Source organism: candidate division KSB1 bacterium (genome assembly GCA_034506395.1).
Taxonomy (GTDB): domain Bacteria; phylum Zhuqueibacterota; class Zhuqueibacteria; order Thermofontimicrobiales; family Thermofontimicrobiaceae; genus Thermofontimicrobium.
Genome location: JAPDPQ010000051.1, coordinates 1 through 22838 on the forward strand (window position 1 = coordinate 1; position 22838 = coordinate 22838).

The 22838-nt window shown below is 47.5% G+C and carries 13 protein-coding genes; all 13 read right to left on the reverse strand.

Going from position 1 to position 22838, the window contains the following annotated elements; genetic code table 11:
* Nucleotides 1-256: 256 nt before the first annotated feature.
* Nucleotides 257-1717, reverse strand: coding sequence for a glycoside hydrolase family 140 protein (locus ONB37_19355; GenBank protein ID MDZ7402320.1), 1461 nt, complete (start codon nt 1715-1717; stop codon nt 257-259).
* A 722-nt stretch (nt 1718-2439) separates the two neighbouring features.
* Nucleotides 2440-4038: a DUF4038 domain-containing protein gene (locus ONB37_19360; protein MDZ7402321.1), complete on the reverse strand. Its 1599-nt coding sequence runs from the start codon at nt 4036-4038 to the stop codon at nt 2440-2442.
* A 65-nt stretch (nt 4039-4103) separates the two neighbouring features.
* Nucleotides 4104-5759: a hypothetical protein gene (locus ONB37_19365; GenBank protein MDZ7402322.1), complete on the reverse strand. Its 1656-nt coding sequence runs from the start codon at nt 5757-5759 to the stop codon at nt 4104-4106.
* Between the two features lie 494 nt (nt 5760-6253).
* On the reverse strand, nt 6254-7255 hold the full coding sequence (gene cydB / locus ONB37_19370) for a cytochrome d ubiquinol oxidase subunit II (protein MDZ7402323.1): 1002 nt from the start codon (nt 7253-7255) through the stop codon (nt 6254-6256).
* Between the two features lie 237 nt (nt 7256-7492).
* On the reverse strand, nt 7493-8818 hold the full coding sequence (locus ONB37_19375; protein ID MDZ7402324.1) for a cytochrome ubiquinol oxidase subunit I: 1326 nt from the start codon (nt 8816-8818) through the stop codon (nt 7493-7495).
* Nucleotides 8819-9183: 365 nt separating this feature from the next.
* Nucleotides 9184-9333, reverse strand: a complete 150-nt coding sequence (locus ONB37_19380; protein ID MDZ7402325.1) for a hypothetical protein — start codon at nt 9331-9333, stop codon at nt 9184-9186.
* Between the two features lie 169 nt (nt 9334-9502).
* Entirely contained in the window at nt 9503-9949 is a 447-nt protein-coding gene (locus ONB37_19385) for an Rrf2 family transcriptional regulator (protein MDZ7402326.1), read from the reverse strand.
* 589 nt (nt 9950-10538) lie between these two features.
* Nucleotides 10539-11198, reverse strand: coding sequence for a hypothetical protein (locus ONB37_19390; GenBank protein MDZ7402327.1), 660 nt, complete (start codon nt 11196-11198; stop codon nt 10539-10541).
* An 11-nt stretch (nt 11199-11209) separates the two neighbouring features.
* The gene (locus ONB37_19395) at nt 11210-14173 is read right to left on the reverse strand and encodes a glycoside hydrolase family 9 protein (GenBank protein ID MDZ7402328.1); all 2964 of its coding nucleotides are present in this window, start codon (nt 14171-14173) and stop codon (nt 11210-11212) included.
* Between the two features lie 490 nt (nt 14174-14663).
* Nucleotides 14664-16523, reverse strand: a complete 1860-nt coding sequence (locus tag ONB37_19400) for a trehalase family glycosidase (GenBank protein MDZ7402329.1) — start codon at nt 16521-16523, stop codon at nt 14664-14666.
* 105 nt (nt 16524-16628) lie between these two features.
* Nucleotides 16629-19169, reverse strand: a complete 2541-nt coding sequence (locus tag ONB37_19405) for a T9SS type A sorting domain-containing protein (protein ID MDZ7402330.1) — start codon at nt 19167-19169, stop codon at nt 16629-16631.
* A 14-nt stretch (nt 19170-19183) separates the two neighbouring features.
* Nucleotides 19184-21226 (reverse strand): alpha-galactosidase, encoded by a 2043-nt coding sequence (locus ONB37_19410; GenBank protein MDZ7402331.1) that lies wholly within the window; start codon nt 21224-21226, stop codon nt 19184-19186.
* A partial coding sequence (locus ONB37_19415; protein MDZ7402332.1) for a N,N'-diacetylchitobiose phosphorylase occupies nt 21223-22838 on the reverse strand: 1616 nt, incomplete at its 5' end. The genes ONB37_19410 and ONB37_19415, both read right to left, overlap by 4 nt.

The following is a 22838-nucleotide window of genomic DNA, read 5'->3' on the forward strand; positions in this document are numbered from 1 at the left end:
ACAACCTTGGCAAGGGTAATTCCTCTTGGTCACGGAATTGAAAGGACACAGAAATGAATTTTGTTTCTGAGACATTTCAATCCGCCAGAAGGCCATAAGCGTCAACTTAAGAGACGAATGTCATTCTGGGCGATCCGCCAACTAGCTATTAGCGTCCACATAAGATATTTTTTTCTCAGAGACCGCTGAAGCGGTCAGCAACTATGGTTAATTTGTCATAAACACCCGAATTAATTCGGGTGTTTATGACAATCAATTACCGAATGCCCTGGGTTGGCGAGCCTGGCATTGAAAATTCCCTGCTGGCATCATCGATCACCAGCACCCAATCGTTCCCCCGCATGGTCTCGCCAGGCGGATCGAACTCCATCTTCGCCTGATTTTCTTTTTCGCCTTCAAGATGAGCCTGCCCTGTGCGGGGATTGAACCACCAAATTTTGATGCGATTCGCCTTCAGCAGGCCCGTATAAATTCTCACGGCTTTGCCAGTAGGAATGTAGACCATCAGATAGCCATCGCCCGAACAGGCGGTTAAATAGCCTATTGGATCATACGGATTTTCAACGATGACCTGTTGATTGGGAATTCGGCTGAAAAATGGGCGAGATAACATCAGCTTTTTAAGATAGCCCATCTGGAAAGCCCCAGGCTCATCCAGCGCCTCGAACCATTGCTTGTGAACCGTATTGGTAAGCGGCGGAATCGGATGCTCCTTCTTGTACATCTGCCACACAGGATGGCAACCGTAGGTATGACCGCAGGTGCCAGAAAAGACCGACCAATAGGCGATCTGGCGGACATCAAAATCATCGAAATAACCCAGGGCGGCGTCCTCCCAATGATAGTTGATGGGCAGCAGCTCGTACGCTGGTTCGCTGTTCAATGTCGGTTTGGGATTCGGCAAATTCCAATCGTGATAGGCCTCGAAATACGCCCGCTCATTGTCCCGCTGTTCATGATAGGAACCCCAGGTGTGCATATCGATCCAATCATCGTGATGAAACCAGGTGGATGAGGAGCGGTAGCAGTGATAAGTCATAAACGTCTTGCTGAACGTGGCTCGATGATCAAATTGGCGGACGCCAGCGATGGCATCGGTAATGCCTTCGGCCATGGCCCGCCAGACGTCGGCACCATTCTCTCGCTCATCGGGCAGTCGATCTCCGCCTAAAATCCAGATGATATGATTGTTCCAATGTTTCAAACGATTGCCAATGAACCAGCCATAATCATAGCCCTGCTGCGGTGTCCCAATGATTCTTTCCCAAAATCGAGGGATGACATACTCCCCCCAACAAGGCAAGACGCCCATGATCAGATGCTTTTCCGCAGCTTTCTGGATAATCCATTCCACGTGATCCCAGTAATCGTATTCCTGGGTACTGGTCGGATCATGGCCAGCGGTCGTGTCCAGTTTTGTAATATCATGCCCTTTCAGCGGAAAATCGCCGTAAGCATTGGGCTGTTCCAGGCCTTCCAATTCGGGCAAGACGACGGCCTGGATCACGTTGAACCCCTTTTCAGCACGATTTTCAAGGTAGCGTTCGGCTTCTTGTCGATTCAGTCGATGAAATAGCTCCCATGCGGTATCGCCCAGCCAGAAAAAGGGCTGGCCACTTGAGGTTTGTAAAAAACGATTGTTTTTCGAGACGACAATGGGTTGAGAAAATAGCGAACCGATTTCAATTAAAACCACAAGAACTGAGCAAACTCTCATACAAGCCTTTCTTGATCTATGCTTGTTACGGGTTATTTTTTCATGTCATGCCTGTGCATACAGGCATCTCATAATTGCTTAAAATAAGGAGATTCCTGTCCGCCAGTTGGCAATTGGCGTCAACTTAAGCATGGTTCAACGATTTTCAACTCCGTTAGGAGTAGCATGTTTATAGAAAAATGTTGGATTAAGCATCTCAACTCCGTAGGAGTGGCATGTTTTCATGGGATTTTTGAAAAAATTTCCACAATCTCATCATTATCTGTATCACATTTCACCCCTAACGGGGTTCAAAATGGGTTGTGTTGTTGCTATCTACAAACATATTACCCCTACGGGGTTGTTAGGTTGACGCCAATGTCCAACTGGATCGGAATGACGGTTAAAATGTAATTTAGATAATGCTCCCCGTAAATAAATGCACGCCAGATTCTATCGCCTAAAATTTTTTTGAATGCTATCGCATGCCCTCGCTATTCCAGTTCTTTTCATTCAATAAATGAGTCTAATCTAAAAAGGTTGAATTACACAGAATTTTGTAAGAACCAGTCATTGCGATCCGCCGAAGGCGGAGAAGCAATCTCAACTGGCAGAAGGGATTGCTTCGCTCCGTTTCACTCCGCTCGCAATGACGTCGTCTCAAAATTGGTTTTTAGAATGGACTCATAAATGCAACCGCCTGTTCTGCTACCTTGAACAGTTGACCAATGGAATGGTTACAATTACTGAATGATTTCAAGAATCGCAACACAAAATGGGCTGCGAATTCTAATATCTCGTTTATAATAGAGCCAGGAGCCATCCTGAAAATGCCTGATTTCGCCAGCATAATATGATCCACTCAGCGGATCGAACCAGGTGGTTGCCACTTTTTTGCCCCGAAAGGCTGGTACATCCCCCTGGAGAGCAATCAAACCCTGCGGTAAGTAAAAGAGATAGCGCAGCGAATCATCGGTCAAGCAGTACGGGGTGAACGTAAACTGCGTTGGCTTTAATGTATTGAAATTATATTTCTGGAATAATTCAACTAAATTTTTATAGTAGCGAAAGGCTGGCTGCTGCTCCTTTGGCAAGGATGAGGGATTGTAAATGACATTATACCACGAGGTATTTTGCCAATAGTAGCAGGAATAGGTTCCAGCGAAAACGCATTCATAATTTCGATTCAGGCAAACGATGGGATCCGTATAAGCGCCATCAAAAATTGAATAGGTCGTTTTTTCATATCCTCCATGTTCGATGTTAAAAACGGGCTTGTTTGCATGTCGCTGGCTTACGTTGGACATTTCATTATAAAGATTGGGTCGCCATTCTTGAATCGAAATAAAATCCACCTTTTCGGGAAAGGCGGAACAATAGGCATAGTCGTGCACCGTAAGCAGTCGGCGATGGCCGCTCAGATGCCGCAGCCGATCGATTCTTTCTGAGATGTATTTCATGTCATTATGACCATAACCAAGTGCTTCTTTAGAAATATCCCAAATCAGGTTGGGAAAAGCCTGGTATCGTTTCACCACATAATCGAAATACAAATTGTCGGATCTGGAGTACGGCGCAGGCCAGTTCACATTTTTATTCCACACATAAATCATCAGATGCGCCATGATGCCTTGCTCGTTGAGATAAGCGATCACACGGTCGAGATGCCTAAAAAATATGACGTTCAGCGTGGAGTAATCGGGCTGCTCATTGGTGCCCCCGAAGGGAAATACCCTGGGCCTGGAAAAATTGTGTTCGGGCTTGATCTTATCCTTTTCGCCCCAATTGGCATCATAAGCATAGACATTCATAATGACTTGATTAAAGCCATTCGCCGAGATGGCCGAGATAATGCTTTTCGTTTTTGGGATGTCCCCTGGATTGTCCCAATCCAATGCAAAAAGCCAATCTAACTCGAATGCCATGAGAAAATAGGGCGTTCCATCCTCGTAAGCCAATCTTTGAGGATTCTCTTTCGCTATTATCAACGGGCCGTGGGCATTTTTCTTCGTGTTGGGCGTTACGGTCAGACGTCCAGTGAGTCCAGCCAACTGAGCCACCGAAGAATAAGTCTCGAAATTCCATCGACCTTCAATTGAGGGACAAATGCGAAGGACCCAGGTATTATTCTCATCATAAAAGGCGGGGATATCCATCGTTTTTCCGCTTTCATGAGTCAATAATGCTCCCAGACGGACATCGAATGGATTTTCGATTTCAACGGTAGCGACAATTGGAATATCCACAACCTCCCATTTTTCACAGCCATAATCTTGCGCCGCTAATATGGTGGGAAAATATATTGCTGCCAGGATACATAAAAAGAGCCTTGAGTTTTTCATTTTATGGATTCCTCAAAATCTTTACAAAGCATTTTCCTTTGCTTTGTCAGAACATCACACCGTGCTTAAAATTGAATTTTGATCTTATTGCCTGAAGAGTGCTTAACCCGCAACACGCCCCCACGAGCCAGCTTCTCCCAGGTCCAGCCCTCCGCATCGAGTTTTTCTCGCTGAGAAATGGGTTTGCTGTTGATCAGAACCGATCGGGGCTTCGTTAGCAATCGCAGAGTTTCTATCGATTGATCATCATAGGTTTGATAAAAAATTTCCAACACACCATAATCAATGGATTGAATGACCGAGGTTGATTTCAACAGATGATTTTCAGATCTTGGCGCCCATTCTGGCACGGCGGCAATCCCTTCCATGAAATGCCGAATGTAATCGCCATAGCCATCGGACCACCAGGCGCCAGGCCAGTTGGGGCCGACCGAGACATAGCCGTCTTTTTGACACATATAGGTCGCCAGATTGAAAAACCGCTCCGCCTGATCTCTGTACCACGGCTCGCCCGTCCGCTCGTACCACAAAGCACACAGCGAGGCGTAGCGAGAGGTATGGCTGCCCATAGGTTCGTAGCACCAGGTCTGCTCTCGGATCGCATCCATGCCCTCCGTGGCAAAGACCGAAGCGACCCAATGAATCAGCAATGGCACCGTGCGGTCGATGTTGGGATCGAGCTGCGGATTTTTGATGAGATATCGGGCCGTCTCCAGGGGGGTGATCTGATTGCGATTGGAGCGATCGGGATCGTTGGGAATATCTTCGAAATAGGCGTTCCAGATGAACGTTTTCATGGGGCCATTGATTGAGTAGAGCCACGACCACGCCAGATCCCGAACCCGCTGAAAAGCGGCTATTTGCTCGGATGAAAGGCCGATGCGTTCTTTGGTTCTGAGCAGTTCATCAAAGAGGCTAATCGGTCCGATCACATTGGAACAATATTCGGAGATCACCACATTGGTGCGGGCATTGACCCGAAACGGCCAGGGCGATTTTTCGGTTTTGGTGGGCGCAAAAGGAGTGGGATCGGGCCGAAGGTCACGGACATGCTTGGCCAGCGCCTCAGCGCAATGGATGGCGGCCTTCAAAAATCGCTCTTCCAGGGTCACCTGGTAAAATTTTAGATAGGCATAGCCCAATTCGCCCACTTTATCAGGCTCGATGCCGTGCAGCCCATCGCCTCGCATCCCCTCGTGTTCCCAGCGACTGGCGCCCTGGTATTCGGTGACGAAGGGGTCGGCGCTGGCAAAGGGGACATTGGGCCAGGGCCAGTTCGCTGGCGTGGTACCGTGTTGCAATTGGTAATCCAGCATGTTGCGCACAATGTCGATGTACGCCTTATCTCCCGAAAAGGGGAAATAATTCAACGCCAGCCCCTGCACGAGTCCCGCCCACAGGCAGGCGGGATTATGCATCCAGTCCTCGGGGATAAATTTCCCCTGTTCATCCTGGTAGAAGCAACAGGTGATGAAATACATGGGCAACTTGAGCGGCTCGTAGATGGGGGCATTTTTGATGAATTCAGAGGCCAATTGCGCCACTTTGACATAGCCCGCCCCAGGGATATTGGGCTGATACCAGGCCAGCAGTTTGCCCGAGGCATCTCGTTGTTTCGCATGTCCCAGAATCGAATCGGCTGTGGTTCGCTGGATGATTTGGGCGCTGAGGATCGAAGAGAAGGTAAGAAGTTCGATGAGTAAAAATAGAGTCTTTTTCATTTTCGGATCACCGATCAGAATTTTAGGATTTGAAGTTGATTCTGTCAATTGAAGTAAAATGGGTGCTCCTATATTTCAGAAGGTTGGAAAACGGTTATCTCCCTTTGCCAGTTGAAGGATTCATTGGATTTAGGTTGAATATATGAAGATTTTCGAAAAAAGTAAAGCAAAATATTTCTAAGCTATTTTGGCTTCAAATGTTATGGTCATCGTACGAACGGAAAAATCGAGTGTGGATGCTTCTGGAATAGGCAGACCAAAAATAGCTGCGGTTGAAAACTCAATTGGAAAAAGGGAATTGTGGCACGGTAATAAGCGAAGATAGGGGGGATTCAAGCGAAATGAAAATATTATTCCATAGAATTTTTATTACATGCCGTTCGATGAAGAACATTAAATTCCAGCGTCGCATGGCAAGCAACCTTGCCCTGCGACGCCATTGCCAACACCTAAAATTTGCACGAGGCGATATCTGGTTTTAAATGCAAAATGGCTTATCCCAGCTTCACTTTTCCTTTGAATACCCGATAAGCATAAATGGTATAGCCAATCACAATTGGCATGCCGACCACAGCAATGATAAACATCACCGTCAAAGTTAATTGCGTGGATGAAGCGTTGGAAATGGTTAGGCTCAGGCTGGGATCATTGCTGGCGGTGACCAGATTGGGATAGTGAATTGCGCCGACGATCCCCCACAGACCAAGAAAAGCCAAAGATGACATTAAAAATGACTGACCCTCTTTTCCCTGCTGGCTGGATCGTTTGACCAAATACCAGGCGACCAGAACCACCAAAGCAGCAATATAAGCCAGGACATTGCCCGCTACGTCCGCCTTGAAAATTAGAGCGGTGATAAAAGACAGAACGAGCAAAACGATGAACCCCACCCACAAAATATTAATTGCCTTTTTGGCATTCTGTTGAAGCTGACCCTCTGTTTTCATTGCGGCATAGGTTGCTCCCTGCATTAAGATCGCCGTCAGGCCTAACAAACCGACGACCAGCGGAAACGGCCGCAGCAAAGTGAAAAAGTTTCCTGTAAACTCCATCTTATCATCCAAAGGAATGCCGACCAGCACATTGCCCAGTGCCACTCCATAGAGCAGGGCAGGCAAGAAGCTGCCGATGACAAACGCCCACTCCCAGAACTTTTTGCGTTTCTCATCATGACTGCCAAATTCCAATGCCACCGCCCGAAAGATCAATGCGAATAGCACCAGCATCAATGCCAGATAAAATCCGCTGAATACCGTGGCATAGACATGCGGAAAGGCAGCGAATAGTGCTCCGCCGCCAGTCAGCAGCCATACCTCGTTGCCATCCCAGAACGGGCCAATCGCATTATACAACGTTCGCTTATCGGTTTCGTTTTTAGCAAGAAAAGGCAATAACGAACCGATCCCCAGATCGAATCCATCGAGAATGGAATAGCCGATCAAAAGGACGCCGATTAAAATATACCATATATTTTGAAAGAAACTGAGCGATTCCATTGTAATCCTCCCACTTATTGAATTGGATTTACTTAATTAGTTCCTAATGCAAAAATCCAAAACGAATGAAATGATGTCATTCCTGCGAATGCAGGAATCTCCTTTTAAATTGGTACTAAGGTCAAGTCAATAAGTAGATGCCTGCATGCGCAGGCATGACATTCTAGCTTTTTTTGTATTTTGCAACAGAGTCTAATTACAAGGCCAACGAGTAACTTGCTGCAAAGGAGCAATTAGCTAATAGCCTGGTGTAGCGACTTCGGCTGGTCCTTTCTTGATGATTTTTACCAACACTTTTATGAAGACAATGAACAACACCAGGTAGATCAAACCGAACATGATCAGCGAAAATAGGATTTGTCCTGCAGGTACGACAACCGAGGCCGCATCGGCTGTACGCAGCACCCGATAAACGACCCACGGTTGGCGACCGACTTCGGCCGCAATCCAGCCAAATTGATTGGCTAAGTGGGGCAGCGGAATGGCGATGAGAAGTACCCAAAGAAACCAGTTCGTAGTGAAAAGCTTGCCACGGATCAATAGAGCGGTTCCTATGACTGTGATAGCAATGAATAGAAAGCCGAGCAGGATCATAATGTGATATGAGATAAAGGGCAGAAACACAGGCGGCCTTTCATCGGGTGGAAATTCGTTTAGCCCTTTTATGGTAGCGTTGCTGTCGAAGTACATCAGAAAACTAAGAGCTTTGGGTATGCCAACGTACAGATAATTTTTTTGTTTTTCGGCATTGGGAATGCCAAACAGCGCCAAAGGGGCTCCTGATCTTGTCTCATACAGTGCTTCATAGGCGGCCAATTTTTCAGGCTGAGTGGTTCCTACTTGAATCGAATGCAGATGCCCCAGCACCAGTTCGCCAATTGAAGCGATCACCAGAATGATCATGGCAATCCTGAGCCCTAATTTGGCATGATCGACATGCCGATTCTTCAACAAGTAATAGGCGTTGACGCCAGCAATCAAAAAAGTGCCTGTAATCCACCCAGCGACGACCGTATGGACATAACGGATGACGGTGGAGTGATTCAGGGCAGCGGCGAAAAAGTCTTTCAGTACTGCACGATTTCCCTCGATTGCAAAACCCGCTGGGGTTTGCATCCAGGAGTTGGCAATGATGATCCACAAACCTGAGAGATGAGAACCAAAGAACACCAACAGCGCTGAAGTCCAATAAGCTTTTTTGGAGATCCGATTTCTACCAAACACCAGAATGCCCAAAAATACGGATTCCAGAAAGAACGCAAACACGCCCTCAGCCGCTAAAGGTGCGCCAAAGATATCGCCGACCAATCGGGAATAATTTGACCAATTGGTGCCGAAAGAAAATTCCATCACAATTCCAGAGGCCGTGCCGAGGACGAATACCAGTCCGAGCATTTTCACAAACAGGTCGGATAATTGGCGATAGCGTTCCTCGCCCTTTTTAAGATAAAGGGTCTCCAAAATCAAAATAAAGAGAGATAAACCGAAAGTTAACGGGGGAAACAGGAAGTGAAACCCAACCGTTAACGCAAACTGGAGACGGGAAAGCAGTACAGCATCCATTTTTTATTCCCTCCGCTTGGGTTAATTGGTTTTTCCCAGAGCGCTCAATCAATTGACTTTTACGATCAATTGCAGATCGAGCGGCCGAAATAGAGCCTGGGATCATTGGGAACGCCCATCGAGCTGCCAGCATGGTCCGTTCAGCTTAAAAAGAGATTTTCGATTAGATAATTGATCGCCAGCCATTTGATGTATCGCCTGGGATGAATTATTTGTATCGATTTAATGATAAATAGCAACCTGTCACTGCGAGGCGTCTTTGCCGAAGCAATCCTTTCCAGTCAAGCGGCGAAGACTCCTTCGCTCCTTTTCGTTCCGCTTCGAATGAGTTTCTATTACAAAAATCAAAAATCAATGAGATATTCTCATTCCTGTTTAATCGCTGGCGGACATGGATCTCCTTGTAAATCGATATTTACGTCAAATAAAAAAAGGGAGATGCCTGCTTGCGCAGGCATGACATTTGCGCCTATTTTTGGAATTTTGCAAAAGAAAGCAATAAAATAAACTATCATCTCGGATCCCCTTTGGTGGATGTGGAATCTGTCCACCAAACAATTTTCAAATATGGATCGAAAAGAGATTCCTCACTCCGTTCGGAATGACTATTAGCTTTTCATTAGCGAATAAACTATCAGAATGGTAAACCACTTGCAATGACATGACCGATATTTATTGTGTAGATCAAACCTTTAATTGGTTTTCGATCTTAAAATGTTTTTTGAATTCAGAATTAGCAACCAGGTCTGCCAGGGTCTTGCTCCTCAATATTTCCGAAAATGCATTCTGGGCTTTGCGCCACACGACATGAACTGGACACCAACTTCGATTTTCGCAGAATTCAGGGCCAATTAGACATTGATTGAAATAGGTTTTGCCTTCGACGGCTTCGATCACGTCAAATAGTGTGATTTGGTCGGCTGGTTGTGAGAGGACCAGGCCACCACCCATGCCTCGGGAGGAATTGATCAATCCTGCCCTGGCAAGCTGAAGCAAAATCTTTCGCAAAAAGCTCTCGGGGATATTCCAGGTATTGGCAATTTCGGCAATCGTTGTCACCCGTTGTTTATCAACGGCGGCCAAATGGAGCATGGCCCTCACCGCATATTCACCAGCTCGAGATAATTGCATGGTATTATCCAGATTAAAAGTGGTAAGAAGTCAATTATGACCATTTTTGTCCTATTACAATATAATAAAAAAGGCTAAAATTGTCAAGCTAAATTTTATTAGGGAAAAAACAACAGAGGCGGAATTAAAATGAGTCTACTCTAAAAAAGGATTGTTGGTCGAAGTCATTGCGAGCGGATCCGCCAACTGGCGCTGACACAAAGCAGTATCTTCTGACAGTGGAGATTGCCTCTTCGCCAATTGGCTTTTGGCCTTGAACTATGCGAATGAGTGGGTAAAGATCGTCATTGTGGTGTGAATCCGCCGATTGGGCACTACTCTCAACTTAGACACAAGAAATGCTAAAACAGTTAGACGGTGATTGAAAGCGATACGAGTTTGTCAGTAATTCCCAAATGGATTCAGGAATTAGTGACAAATTAACGCTAGTAGCTGACCGATTCATCGGTCGGTGAAAACAAAATATCCTATTCGGACGCTAATAGCCAGTTAGCCGATCGATCAAAATAACATTCCCTTTTTACTGTTAATGCGCCCACAACGTGGGTTTCGAGAAACTAGGTTTTAGAGCAAATTCAAGAAAAGTTTTTTATTTTCTTCTTAACCGTCTTATTGCACGCAGCAAAATTATGATTCCGATCACTTCCCCAATAAACAACAATTCCCAATGATAAACCGAAGGAGCTTCAAGGCGCAAAACCTTCGGTGCCTCCAGAATAAATGAAATAAAAATGACTGCTGGAGCTATTACCAGTACTTGCCATTCTTTTCTGGTCAACTTGAATTCGAACCCTTTGCTCTCAAAATTTAATACGACGATCGCCCCAGCAATTAATGATAGGGAAACGAGGATAGGAGCGATCACGGGGCCTGTCCAGGGCACAGGGATAAGAAATAGCAGGTCCCAAGTGAATAATGACTCAGGCCAGTTCAGAAAAATCTTCAACCAGATGTAGTACCAGATATCCCAAACGCCAAAACTGAACATAAAGTATGCTAACCGAGTCCATGCATTTTTACCAGTCAGAAAAGCAATAGCAAGCAGCATGAAAATCGTTGCGGCCTCTCGACCCAACTCAATGATGGCCATAGGAACAGGGATGAACTGAATTGGGAAATTAAAGCCATCAGGATAGTAGAGCTCCCGAAGATAAACGACCACTGCAGACTCCAAATAGGCCATGCATATGCCGAAAAATAAGACCCAAGCTAACTTAGAATAAAGCCATTTTGCATTTTTGCCTATCATGGTGTAATCCTTTATTTCAATACCACTAATTTTTTCACTTCGGTTTTTTCTCGTTGTTGCAATCTCGTATAATAAACGCCAGAAGTGAGCAGCGAAGCATCTAACTCGACTTTATGATACCCAGCGGGCATTTCTCCATTCACCAGCGTTGTTACCCGTTCGCCCAGCGTGTTATAGATTTCCAGCCTGGTGAAATCATCCACGGGTAACGAGAAGGCGATTGAGGTTTTCGGATTAAAGGGATTGGGATAATTGGGATATAGTTTGAAATCGAACGGCTGGCCTGTCTTGTCCTTTTGAATGGATGTCGGCATCTGGATGATGACAGTGACATCGCCAGCATCCGTCGGTTTGGATTCGAGCCCTCGGTCGTCGTAAGCTTTGGCGGTGATGAGCTGTCGGCCCAGCGGAATTTTATAGCGGGACAAATCCCACTCAAAGGCAAAATTATTGGCTTTGTCCGAACTCTCACCGATGAAATGCCAATCGTAATAATACTCGACCCATCGCACATCGGGGGAGGCGGTGACAGTGAGAACCACCGTGGTGTCCTTCTTGAAAACTTGGTTTTCCACCAGATTCAGCGCCACGGTTGGGCGGGTATTGGGTGTATAAGCGCCGCTGTGCTGGCTGCATAAATAGCCATAAGCGAAAATCGCCAGCACCTGGGTCTGGTGGATGGTGAACTCGCTGCCCGCAATGCTGTTGCGGTTCGGAAATCTGGCTTCGGCATCAGGGAAGTTGGCTATTTCTGGAAAAGCCGTCGAGCGGGAAAAATCTTCATCGCCAACCCATGACCAGCCCGACCCATTAAACCAATCCCCAGTTCGATGCATTTCATAAATTACATAACCAGGAAACGGGGGATTGGTGTAAACCTTGCTGTTGTAATCGATCAGATACCAGGCATCTGGAACGAACGGCTGTGGTTCTGGATTCTCGCCCAGACCGCTGATCTTGACCAGATCCATTTGATTGCCACCGAGACAATAATCACAAGTGGTGTAACAGGCATTGAGGTATTTTCGGTCTTTGGTGAATTCATACGCCACGGCTGCCAAAAAAGTATGCGGCGTGCTGAAGGTGCCGAGCATGAACAAAATATCTTTATCCAGTCCGTAGCGGAACCCCCGCTCGTTGGCAGTGACAACGGTTTCAGAAGTCGCCTGATTCACCAGATCGACCATGCATTGCCATTTCAAGTTCAAATCCAGGCCAGGATGGTTGTCGGGGATCCTGCCGAAAATGGTGGCGGCGTAATGCCAGGGCTTGAGCTCGAACCACAGCCTGGACTTCCACTCGTTATCTTTACTTTTGCAGGTGCGAAAATCATCCTGATACTGTCGCTCGCCAGTGTAGCGATAGAGCGCCGCAGCCGCCTCCATGCGAGCCCGATTCACTTCGGCATTCGAGTCCTGGTTCTGGCGATGGGCCCAATCGTAAGAATTTTTAGCTTCATTGATCCAGTCAGGGCTTTGGGGATGAGTACCTTGTTGAAATTTATCCAGGCAAATGGCCAGATAGGCGGCGCAGGCAGCATAACGGTAGGCCATCATCACCGAGTCAGCACCTTTCAACGCCAGCACCCGCTTATCCTCCCAGGAAGGCGTTCCCGACTCAGCCCCAGCTTCGACACCGACATAGCCTGGTATCCCGCCAGTGGAATAGCCCTGGGCGATGAGGGTGTCCTTGACTAAACGATAAAATTTGATCAGCCACATCGCCTCATCGAGAATATCGGGAATGCCGTTCTCGCCTTCATTGATCCAGGGCCCGTTATTGGCCTTCTTGTATTTGGGACTCACATCGCCGTCGCCGAAATTTTCTGGCTTCAAATCGTACAGCGCCAGCAAGGTCATCGGCACCCGATAATGGATCGGGTAGCCGTCCCAGTCACCCGCATCATGATACCAGCCAGTAATGCCACGGACATCGCCAGCAGCGTCATTGGGATTGAAATCCCCTTCGCCTGCGAGGTTGGGAAAATATTTCATCACCGTCCCATCATCGGGGTGATGATCCCGAGGATAGTTCAAGCCTGGTTCGATCTCCTGAATAATGCCCTGGCGCTGAGTGAACAACGCACGGGAGGTGTAATAATAGGGCTCCCGATAAACATCCTCGCCGATCTCAAATGGGTAAGAGCAGCCCAAGCGCTCGACCACCACTCGATATTCGCCTGGAACGCTGAAATCCGAGAAATCGCACTGCCACACATCGGCACGGGTCATGTTTTTATCCGTGAAATCGCTGCCTGTGCGATTGAAATCCCGATCATTTCGATCCCGCTGCTTTGAGATGTTGCCAGAAAACATTACCGAATCATCCGAGGTGCGCACGATATGAAATCGGGTCGTGGCGTAATCATTCAGATTCAATGCGCCGTTTACATGGATCGGACTATTGAACGAGCCCATGAAATGAGAAATATAGGCGTACTTCGGGGCGTCTGGCACAAAGCCGATTTGATTGACATGCACGGCTGGGGAGCGAAGCGATTTTTCATCGTAAGTCAAGGTATAATCATTTACATTGGAAGCCAGATCGTTGAGTTTGACCACATACGTTTTGCCCCGCTGCATGGCGAAAGGCAGCTCGATGTAAATCCAATGATGCAGGATCGCCTTCGGCTCGGCTGGCTCATAGATATTGTTGAAATCGACACCTTTGGATTTCCGACCGATATAGATGGGCGTTTGTGGCTGGCGGTAATTTTCATCATCGGGACTGGTAATTGAATAATTGGCCAGCGCCATCGCCTGGCTCAGGTTCAATCGGTCATAATAAATTTTATTGCCATTATATCGATCCTGGTGAATGCCGAAATAGTCGATATGCCCCTCATCGAAGTGGAGGACCAGGATTTTGTCGGTGAGCGGAAGAATGCGAATCAGATCGGCTGATTGGAGAGAAGCAGTGAAAGAAATCAGAAATACCATCGAAAGGAGCTCAATGAAAAGGCTTCGTTTTTTCATATTAGCACCTCCCATAAAAAGTCTGTAGATTTTTTTAAGGTGAAGATTTTATAAGCACTCCAAACGAATTTGTCCGCCGATTTGGGGATGGATGAGTGAAGAATCTTTATGTTGCAAAAAATGAATTAATCCATTAAATTCCTTCCCGCCAACTAATCATAGGTGCCAACCCAAACTAAAACGGGAGGAGGCCCTGTCATTCTGAGGAGTGAAACGACGAAGAATCCTTTAAATTTAAGCGGATCTACTTCCGATAGCTCAAGAAATTTTTCGCTCCCTTCGGTCGCTCAGAATGACATTGCGCTCTTAAGTTAACACCAATTGCCAACCAGCTGATCGGAATGACAAGGTACCCTCTTTTGCAAAAATCAAAAGAGAAGTTTATTTGAAAGGATTTTTCGATAAGCCTCATTAAAATGAAGCTACCCCGATAAAAGAATTCGGCTCAATTCGGAAAATTGATAAACCAAGGTCTTATCAGCCAGGTTTATTAACGATACCCATTCTCCATCAAAGCGATCATCCCCAGCAAAGCGCCCCAATGATAAAAATGATCACTATTGACACCTGGATCGCCGCCTGTCTCGGCATGATAATTTTCTCTCACATAACTTTTTTCTTGCCACTGTTTCAGCAGCAGGGCATTGGATTTTTCCGCCAGATCTTTTCGGGCCTGGGGCAGATCATAATTTCGCAATCCCCAATAGACCAAAAAATTCATCGGCGCCCAGATGCTGCCGCGCCAATAATCTCGCCCAGTGTAAGCTGGATCATTGCGAGCAATCGATGGGAGCACCCACTCACCCCAGAACTCTTTCGGGTTATAAAAATGCTCGTTGATCATTCGCTCTGCCTGTTCCTGCGTGGCTGCTTTTCCGATCAGAGCGTAAAAGTTGGTGGGCGAAATGCGTCGGCTCAGCTCGCCCGTATCCAGTCGCTTGTTCAAGAATAATCCGAAATCATCATCCCATAGGGTCTGTAATTTGGCCCGATATTTTTCTTCCCGAGCTTTCAGTTCCGTGGCTTCTTTTTCTCTCCCAAGAATGCTGGCGATTTTGCCCAATGCCTCGCAATCGCCAATATAAAGGCCCATCAATCCCACATCCGCCTGTTGCAAGAGATGGGTGGTGGTATCGAACGGCACATCATCGAACATGGGGCTGTTATCCAGCCCAGACTCGTAGGCCGCAGCTTGAAACTCATTCTGCACCATTTCCCGAGGGTCGTTCCGAATCGGCTTGAATGGATTTGAGCCCCAGCAGAGATAGCCGTCATGGTCTCGATTTTTTTCCCACCAGCGATTCCAGGTCAGCAATCGATCGAACACTTCTTCGAGAAACCATTTTTCTGGGAATTTTTTATAGATTTCCAGCACCATCATCGACCCCACTGGCGGTTGGGAACGGTCTCGACTTTTTAGATTGCGGGGAGCAGAAAAATTCGGCACAAAGCCCAGTTCATCGATTTCGCGGCACATCTGGATCGCTTCATTGAAGGCCCGCTCTTTGCTCTGAAGGGTATACATGAACGATGCGAAAAAATTATCCCAGCAGAACAGCACATAGCCGCCTTCCTGGCCATCGCCCCAGCCATAAGCCCAGGGCCGAGAGACCGGTGTAATCGCCCGATTTTTCTCCGGGTCATAGACCACCAGCCAATTGAGCGCATTGTGCATGGCGTTCCAGGTCTCACTCAGTTCGCCATATCTGGATTTTTCTTGATGATACTTCTGTTCTGATTGCCGAATCTCTTGCATGATTTCAGCAAGCTCCACATTGACTTTGGTAGAAAAAGCAATTGGGGCGTTCAACGGTTGCTGCAAATTGTCGTTCGTCGGAGCAACGGATCGTGCAACAATTGTTTTTCTGCCCAGGTTGACCAGAATCCGATCTTGCTCTTGAGTGATCTCGCCAGGTCGATGATAAAGCATCTCGGCTGTCAATGTGATGTACCCTGGATTTTTGCAGGTAGCATCAGGCGTGATCAGCCATGTCAGATCATCCCCTTTGGCGACGCTCTGGATTCGCATTCCGAAATCCCGCCAATACAGCAGAAAATCGGTGTACGAGCCATCGGTTGTATGGGCCAGTGGGCGTACATATTCGGCACCTTTTACTGTATTGCCAGTAAAGGCATATCGGAGGGTATCGCCGCTGAGCGTATCTTTTAGCTGAAGGGTGAGTGCCAGACCTTCGGGCAATAGCACCTGGGTGAGGATGCTGCGATTATCCCAGGTGTTCCAACCCTTTAAAATTGCACGATTCAATTGGTCGTAGTTCGATCTTTTGTCTGAAGTACAACCATAAAGCAGCAAGAAACCCGCGATGATGATTAAAAGTTCTTCTCTCATGATATGTCTCTCAATTTCGTTTAGCACCTTTGACCGCTGCGTTTTGGAATTCATTTATTAACCGTTCAAAGACGGCAGATTAAAAAATCGGTGGCACGCTGGGCCTTATTTTAATAGGAGCATTCGTTTCTTCGCTTCATAATCACCGACTTTCATTCGGCAAACATAAGCGCCACTGGCAATCGGTTTGTTGGCTGTATCCCAGAGAATCTGATAATCGCCTGGAATCTGATGCGCCGAAATCAGATTATCCACCCGTTGCCCGATAGTATTGTACACATCGATAGACACGAATCCAGGTTGCGCTAAAAAGTAATGGATCATGGTGGCAGTATTAAATGGATTTGGGTAGTTGTCGAACAAATGATGGTTTTTTAAATTCAATCCCGAACTTTTTTCCACAGGTGTGGTGGTATTTTCGAGTACCACATACATGGCAGTAGCTGGCAACTCGATCTTTACATGCTCGCCTTCGTCGACAATGTCAATGGTAGATTTGGCATAACCCGCGGCATCGAGCAACCGCGCCAGGTTCAATCCCTTGTTTTTTATTTTAACAGTCACTTGAGTATTGGCACATTTCCAGGGCATTTTGCCAGTATTTTCGATTTTAAAACCCGAAACCATTGTTCCATTCAGATCGAAACTCGTCGCCACTTCCGCCCAGCCAGTCGGTCGGTAAACCGTGCCAATCTGAATCAGGATTTTGGATGATTCACTAATCGGTTTGTCATCCATCGCCACGACATTGACCACCGCATAATCGTTGCTGGACTCAATAATGACATCGTTCAGATCGAAAGATTGCTTACTTTTGACAAAGCCACACACACCTTTGGCCGAAGGAGCGTTCAAAACGCAAATCCCATTTTTGTAATCCCATTCAATCTGGCCATTGCTGGCTTTAATAATTTTTTTATGATAATCAATGTCGGCCTCGATCGCTGGCGAAACCACCGAACCCGAAGCTACGGTGTCATAAACGACCTCGATTCTGCCAGTGAGGTGCGCCAGCGGCGAAACGGGCGTATCTTTGGCTGGGTTGATGTTGCTGTAATTGTCGCGATTGGGATCGAAACTGTTTTCCTCGCTGATCAGCGGCATTTGGCGGGCAAAAATTGATGTTGGTGTGCGTACCTCATGAACCATGGTTTTCCCTTCGCTGATGAGCCCTTTTCTGAAGATCAGCGCATTGGCCGGAAACATCGCCAATTGGCCCGGAGTTGAGATGGTCCAGCGGTGCATCGGATGCTGGCCGCCAGGCAGATTGGCCCAGGTGAAATAAGGATTGGGATCGTAAGCGGGCGATGTCGGCGAAAACCAGTAATAGGAATCCACGCCAGTTAAGGACATAAACGCCGCAACCAGGAACGGACCCTCTGCCTGATATTTATGCGGAAGATTCCAGCCACTCTCGGTAACCAGCGTCGGATGGCCGACCACCTGTTTGATATTGACCGGTAGCTGGTGCGGTCGAAAAAGCACTGATTTTCCTTCATAGCAATCGCCCGGATCGATTCGCCAGCCCGCATTGGGCCCAACATGGCCAGGATCATAATAGCGGTTGATGGCAATAATCTCGCAGGATGTGTTGGTATATCTTTCGGCATCGAACAGCAGCGTGGCATCGGCCGTTTTCCAATTATTGGCATAGATCAGTTGTTTGCACCCCAACGAACGGTAGTAGTCGTGTATTTCTGCATAAAACTTCCTTTGGGTTTCAGCCAGGAACTGAATTTGGTCGGTCAGGCGTTTGGCTTTGCCCCCAGATTGCGGCTGGGTGGCATCCCAGATGTGGTATAATCCCAGTTCCTCTGCAGCCCAATTGTCCTTGCTTTCGGCTGCATTTGACCACGCCGCTTTTACGGCCGAAGCCGATCCATATTTCGCTACGGCCCATTGATAAAACTTCTTTCGGACAATCGGCATAAAGTCTTCTTTCATCATGGATACTGTCCACCAGAACAGCCCGTCTTCGTTCATCACCGCGATCACGCCAACTGCCGGATCATCCTTTAGCGCCACTCCCGTGTAAGGATTTTTTTCGGTATAAAGATAATTCACCCAGTTTTTATAGGCATTTTTCAGCGTGTCGCTGAAATAGATCACCCCCCACAGATCATCGTTTCCAGTGTAGCCAGGAATGCCCCAGCCACTCAATTTGGGCTCGCCCATGTGGCCAAAGTGCGGCCAGAATGGTGAGATGGTCGAATAGATGCCCTCTTTTTTCATGGCAGCCACCATGCGCCAGATGCCATTTACATCATCTTTGTCAATATCGTTGATATTGGCCCCGGTTGGATTGATGCTGCCGTGATACCGGATCATATTCACCCCCATTTTTGCCAGGAACCGAGCAAATCTGGCCAGCTCCGCATCGCTCATCCGTCTCGTTTCCTCACCGCCATTGATGCTCCAGAAGCGGATGGGCGTTCCGTTTTCTGTTTGGAAGGAATTTCCATCGGGCGAAAGTTGGACGAAACCGTTTTCACCAGCGATATTCTCATTGAGATAGCGCAAATCGAGCAGCGCATCGTTGGTGAAATTGTCGCCTGGATATGAAAAGCTCCAGCCATCTTCAGGCTGCTGAGCATTGAGTCTAAAAACTGAAATCATCAGTACTGCGGCGATCAATAATCTGTTCATTGTGTTAATCCTTTTTATTCGTTGAACACCTTACCGGCAATCCCTAACCATGGAGGTGGCGGCTCATTTTTATGAGAAATGTAAATGAGTGCACTCTCATGGGGTTCGAGATGGATATGAAGCTGCTCCAACTCAGCCATTGGCTTACTCTGAAACGGCAGCCAGCGGAAACAGAAGCCTTTCTCCATCCCAGCGATTGCTTGTAAGGCATAATTTCGCTCCAATTTTCGCTCGGTCGGATTGACGAACAAAATAGCTTTGCTATTCATTTCGATATAGTCCCTGACGGCAATCAGCATCGAATCCTGATTTGCCCAGAGCGGCAGCCGTGCAGAATGGTGGCTATCGCCTGGCTTGAGAAACCGCCACATTCGCAGGGCTTCGTCGATCAGCGTATGAAAGCGGCAGGAAGTGGTCAAAGTCCCACCGAGAAAACCATCCCACAAGGCAATGGTTTGCCTTTCCCGTCCCGAAAGCGAAAGGGAATGATCTCTCAAATACAGCACATCCGGATCGTTCTGCCATAAGATATTATTAAAAAATTGCCCTGCATACATCTCGCGGAACATATTACCGGTGCTGACATCCGACCATTCCGTCCCTACATCATTGCTAAGCCGCATGGCATCGGCATAACCGATCATTGGCTGATAGGGCGCGATGCACCCCAACCAGTAGCTCTCCTCGCCGATCTCCTCGCGGATCATGTTCAATACCTCAACGAAATATTGGATCGAAGTTTTGCCCGGGCGATACCGAAGCACCTTTTTCGAATCGCGCACGCCCCAGTCCATGAAATCGGTCTTGTAGCTGGTGATGCCCATGCCACGAAATGTGTTGAATACGCGTCGCAAGTAAGCCAACGCCTCAGGATGACTGGAATCCAGCACGTAAACATCCTCATCTTCCTGATCCCATTCCATGATCGGCTTACCAGTTAGGTCTCGTAATAACCAATCGGGATGTTCTTTGAAGATCGTGCTGTTGGAGCTTACCATGAAAGGGGCGATCCAGATACCTGCCTCATAGCCATGCGCTTTGATTTTTTTGACAACGGCTTCCATCCCTGAAGGGTATCGGTCATTGGTCATCAGCCAATCGCCGTACCAGCAGTAGCCATCATCGATTTGAATGGCCTGAATTGCTGGTTTTTGATTCATTTTTTCAATTTCATCCAGCATTTCAAATAGGATTTGCTCGGAAAATTTTTTATTGAATTCATACCACGAGCAGAAGTAATAGCGAGGTGGGATATTCAATTTGACATGATTGAATGCAGCCAGCTTTTTTGCCTGAAGCTCAAAAGTGGCGTAGGGATTATCGCCAGTTTGAATATAAATCGTTGGCAGAACCAGTCGCTTATCCGGCAGACCGATTTCTTCTGTCGCAAAACCGGATTCGAAAAATATCTGATCCGTGTCCAGGTGTCGATCGATCAATCCAAAACGGTACTGGCGATTGTAGATCGTGCAACGGTGCAGATAATTTTTATGGTCAAAGGCGGAGATGACCAGCGTGGCATCATTCTTGGACATCAGGCCGGTGAACAAATAGCTATCGTAAGACCAAACGTTCTCTTTGAGTTCATCGGCAAAAGGGAGTTGTTGGATTGGCTTCGGGAGTGGCCTAACCCCACTGGGGCCAGCGAAACCAAATCCTTGACGATAAAACCGATTCGCCCCCACTACTTCGGCTGATGCCAGAGGATGGATAACCTCCGGTGCAGTTGCCCAGCCTTCGAGCGTGGCATTAATTGCGAACACCTCATTCTGCTTTTCTAATTTTAAAATGAGCTTGCCGCTGGTCAGTCGATATTCAATTTGACCCCCATTCCGGATTCGATGAATTTTGATTGACATGGGTCGGATCAACTGACCATTGATTGCAGGAAAACAGTTCTTCAGCACCAGTCCATAATAGGCCAGATCAAACGTTCCAGATGGATAGATGGTCCAGCCATCTTGTTGATCGCTGTCCTGGCAATTTAACAAATTCGGGAAGCCAGTTCCCACAATGAAAATGATTACAACCCCGATCGCCGCTGATTTAAATTTCATGGTTTACCCAATTTGACTTCCACATTATTGTTCGCTTGCAGCTTTTCGGCTGGCAGAAAATTCCCCGCAATCCGCTCGCCGTTCAACCACAATTCTTTCACCCCTTTCTGAACGCCAGCATGATTGTCTACTTTTATCTCAAGCTTCTTCCCTCTGAACATCCGCTGGACCTCAAATGCCTGCCAGTGGGATGGAATGCATGGATCGATCCGCAGGCCATCGTATTCGGGACGAATGCCGAGAATATACTGGCAGATGGCATGATAGGTCCAGGACGCCGAGCCAGAGAGCCACGGGATGCGCGAAGCTCCGTATTTTGGGCTGAATTGCGCATGGGTCAATTGCGACAATACGTAAGGTTCGATCTCGCGGATTTCAGCCTTGTCATTATAAGCTGCTGGCAGATAAGCCCGCAGATACTGGTAGGCGCGATCCCCGTGGCCGAGGATCGTTTCCGCCATAATCGCCCAACCCTGGGTATGAATAAAAATCCCGCCATTTTCCTTCAACCCAGGATTCATCAATTGGGCGCGGACGACATGAAAATCGGAATGGGTGTAGGGAGGATCGCACAGCCGAATGCCATATTCGGTCACCAACCGTTCATTGACCTGGTTCATTGCCAGTTCCGCTTGTTTGGGCGTGGCCGCGCCGCTGATAATCGCCCAGCTCTGGGGATTGAGATAGATCTGTCCCTCGTCGTTTTCTCTCGATCCGAATTTCAATCCATCGGCGCGATAGCCCCGCAAAAACCATTCGCCGTCCCAGGCATGTTTTTGGATATTTTCATCCAATGTGGCCAATAGATTTTCGGCCCAACGTTTTTCTGATTGTTCATCGAGCAATTGGGCAACCTCGATGTACACCGTCAACGCCAGCCGAAGCTGCATGGCGACAAAGGCCGATTCGCCATCTCGGCCAAAGCGAAGGCAATCGTTCCAATCCGCCGCCAGACCGCACGGCAAGCCATGTTTGCCGCTTCGGGTGACGGAAAATTCAATAGCTCGTTTCAAATGACCAAGCACCGTATCTTCGCCGCGGTCTGCATAAGGAAGCACTTTTTTATAGAAATCAATATCGCCAGTCTCTTTGACATAAGTGGGAACTGCGTTGAATAACCACAAGCAATCATCAGAACGATAGGCGTGTTCTGGTGGGGCTTTTTCTTTTCCTGGCTGATGCGACGTCGGCAACACTACTGGCATGGCGCCCCCAGTGGAAACCTGGCCAGTAATCATCAATTCCAATATCTCGCGCACCTGTTCTGGAATGAGTTGCGTCACGCCGACCAGATCCTGCACCGTATCCCGATAGCCCAGCCCGTCGCGGTCAATGCCCGAATAGATCAGGCTGACGGCTCGCGACCAGGTGAACGTGATCAGATTATTGTAGGCGCCCCATACATTAATGGTGCTGTTCAGTTGCGGATCTGGCGTATACACCATGAAGGCAGCTAACTTTTCGTGCCAATGCGCTTTTACCGCCTCGAGTTCGCGTTCAGCTTGCGATAGATCGCGGTAAGCCCGAACCGCATTCCGGCCTGCTTCGTCTGCCTTGCCCACTCCCACGATGACCAGAAATTCCTTGGTCTCGCCAGGTTTCAGCTCAAATC

Excerpts from the sequence above, each read along its gene's own strand:
- ONB37_19355 (MDZ7402320.1), bottom strand. The coding sequence starts at position 1,717 with ATGAGAGTTTGCTCAGTTCTTGTGGTTTTAATTGAAATCGGTTCGCTA.
- ONB37_19360 (MDZ7402321.1), bottom strand. The coding sequence starts at position 4,038 with ATGAAAAACTCAAGGCTCTTTTTATGTATCCTGGCAGCAATATATTTT.
- ONB37_19365 (MDZ7402322.1), bottom strand. The coding sequence starts at position 5,759 with ATGAAAAAGACTCTATTTTTACTCATCGAACTTCTTACCTTCTCTTCG.
- cydB (MDZ7402323.1), bottom strand. The coding sequence starts at position 7,255 with ATGGAATCGCTCAGTTTCTTTCAAAATATATGGTATATTTTAATCGGC.
- ONB37_19375 (MDZ7402324.1), bottom strand. The coding sequence starts at position 8,818 with ATGGATGCTGTACTGCTTTCCCGTCTCCAGTTTGCGTTAACGGTTGGG.
- ONB37_19380 (MDZ7402325.1), bottom strand. The coding sequence starts at position 9,333 with ATGATAGTTTATTTTATTGCTTTCTTTTGCAAAATTCCAAAAATAGGC.
- ONB37_19385 (MDZ7402326.1), bottom strand. The coding sequence starts at position 9,949 with ATGCAATTATCTCGAGCTGGTGAATATGCGGTGAGGGCCATGCTCCAT.
- ONB37_19390 (MDZ7402327.1), bottom strand. The coding sequence starts at position 11,198 with ATGATAGGCAAAAATGCAAAATGGCTTTATTCTAAGTTAGCTTGGGTC.
- ONB37_19395 (MDZ7402328.1), bottom strand. The coding sequence starts at position 14,173 with ATGAAAAAACGAAGCCTTTTCATTGAGCTCCTTTCGATGGTATTTCTG.
- ONB37_19400 (MDZ7402329.1), bottom strand. The coding sequence starts at position 16,523 with ATGAGAGAAGAACTTTTAATCATCATCGCGGGTTTCTTGCTGCTTTAT.
- ONB37_19405 (MDZ7402330.1), bottom strand. The coding sequence starts at position 19,169 with ATGAACAGATTATTGATCGCCGCAGTACTGATGATTTCAGTTTTTAGA.
- ONB37_19410 (MDZ7402331.1), bottom strand. The coding sequence starts at position 21,226 with ATGAAATTTAAATCAGCGGCGATCGGGGTTGTAATCATTTTCATTGTG.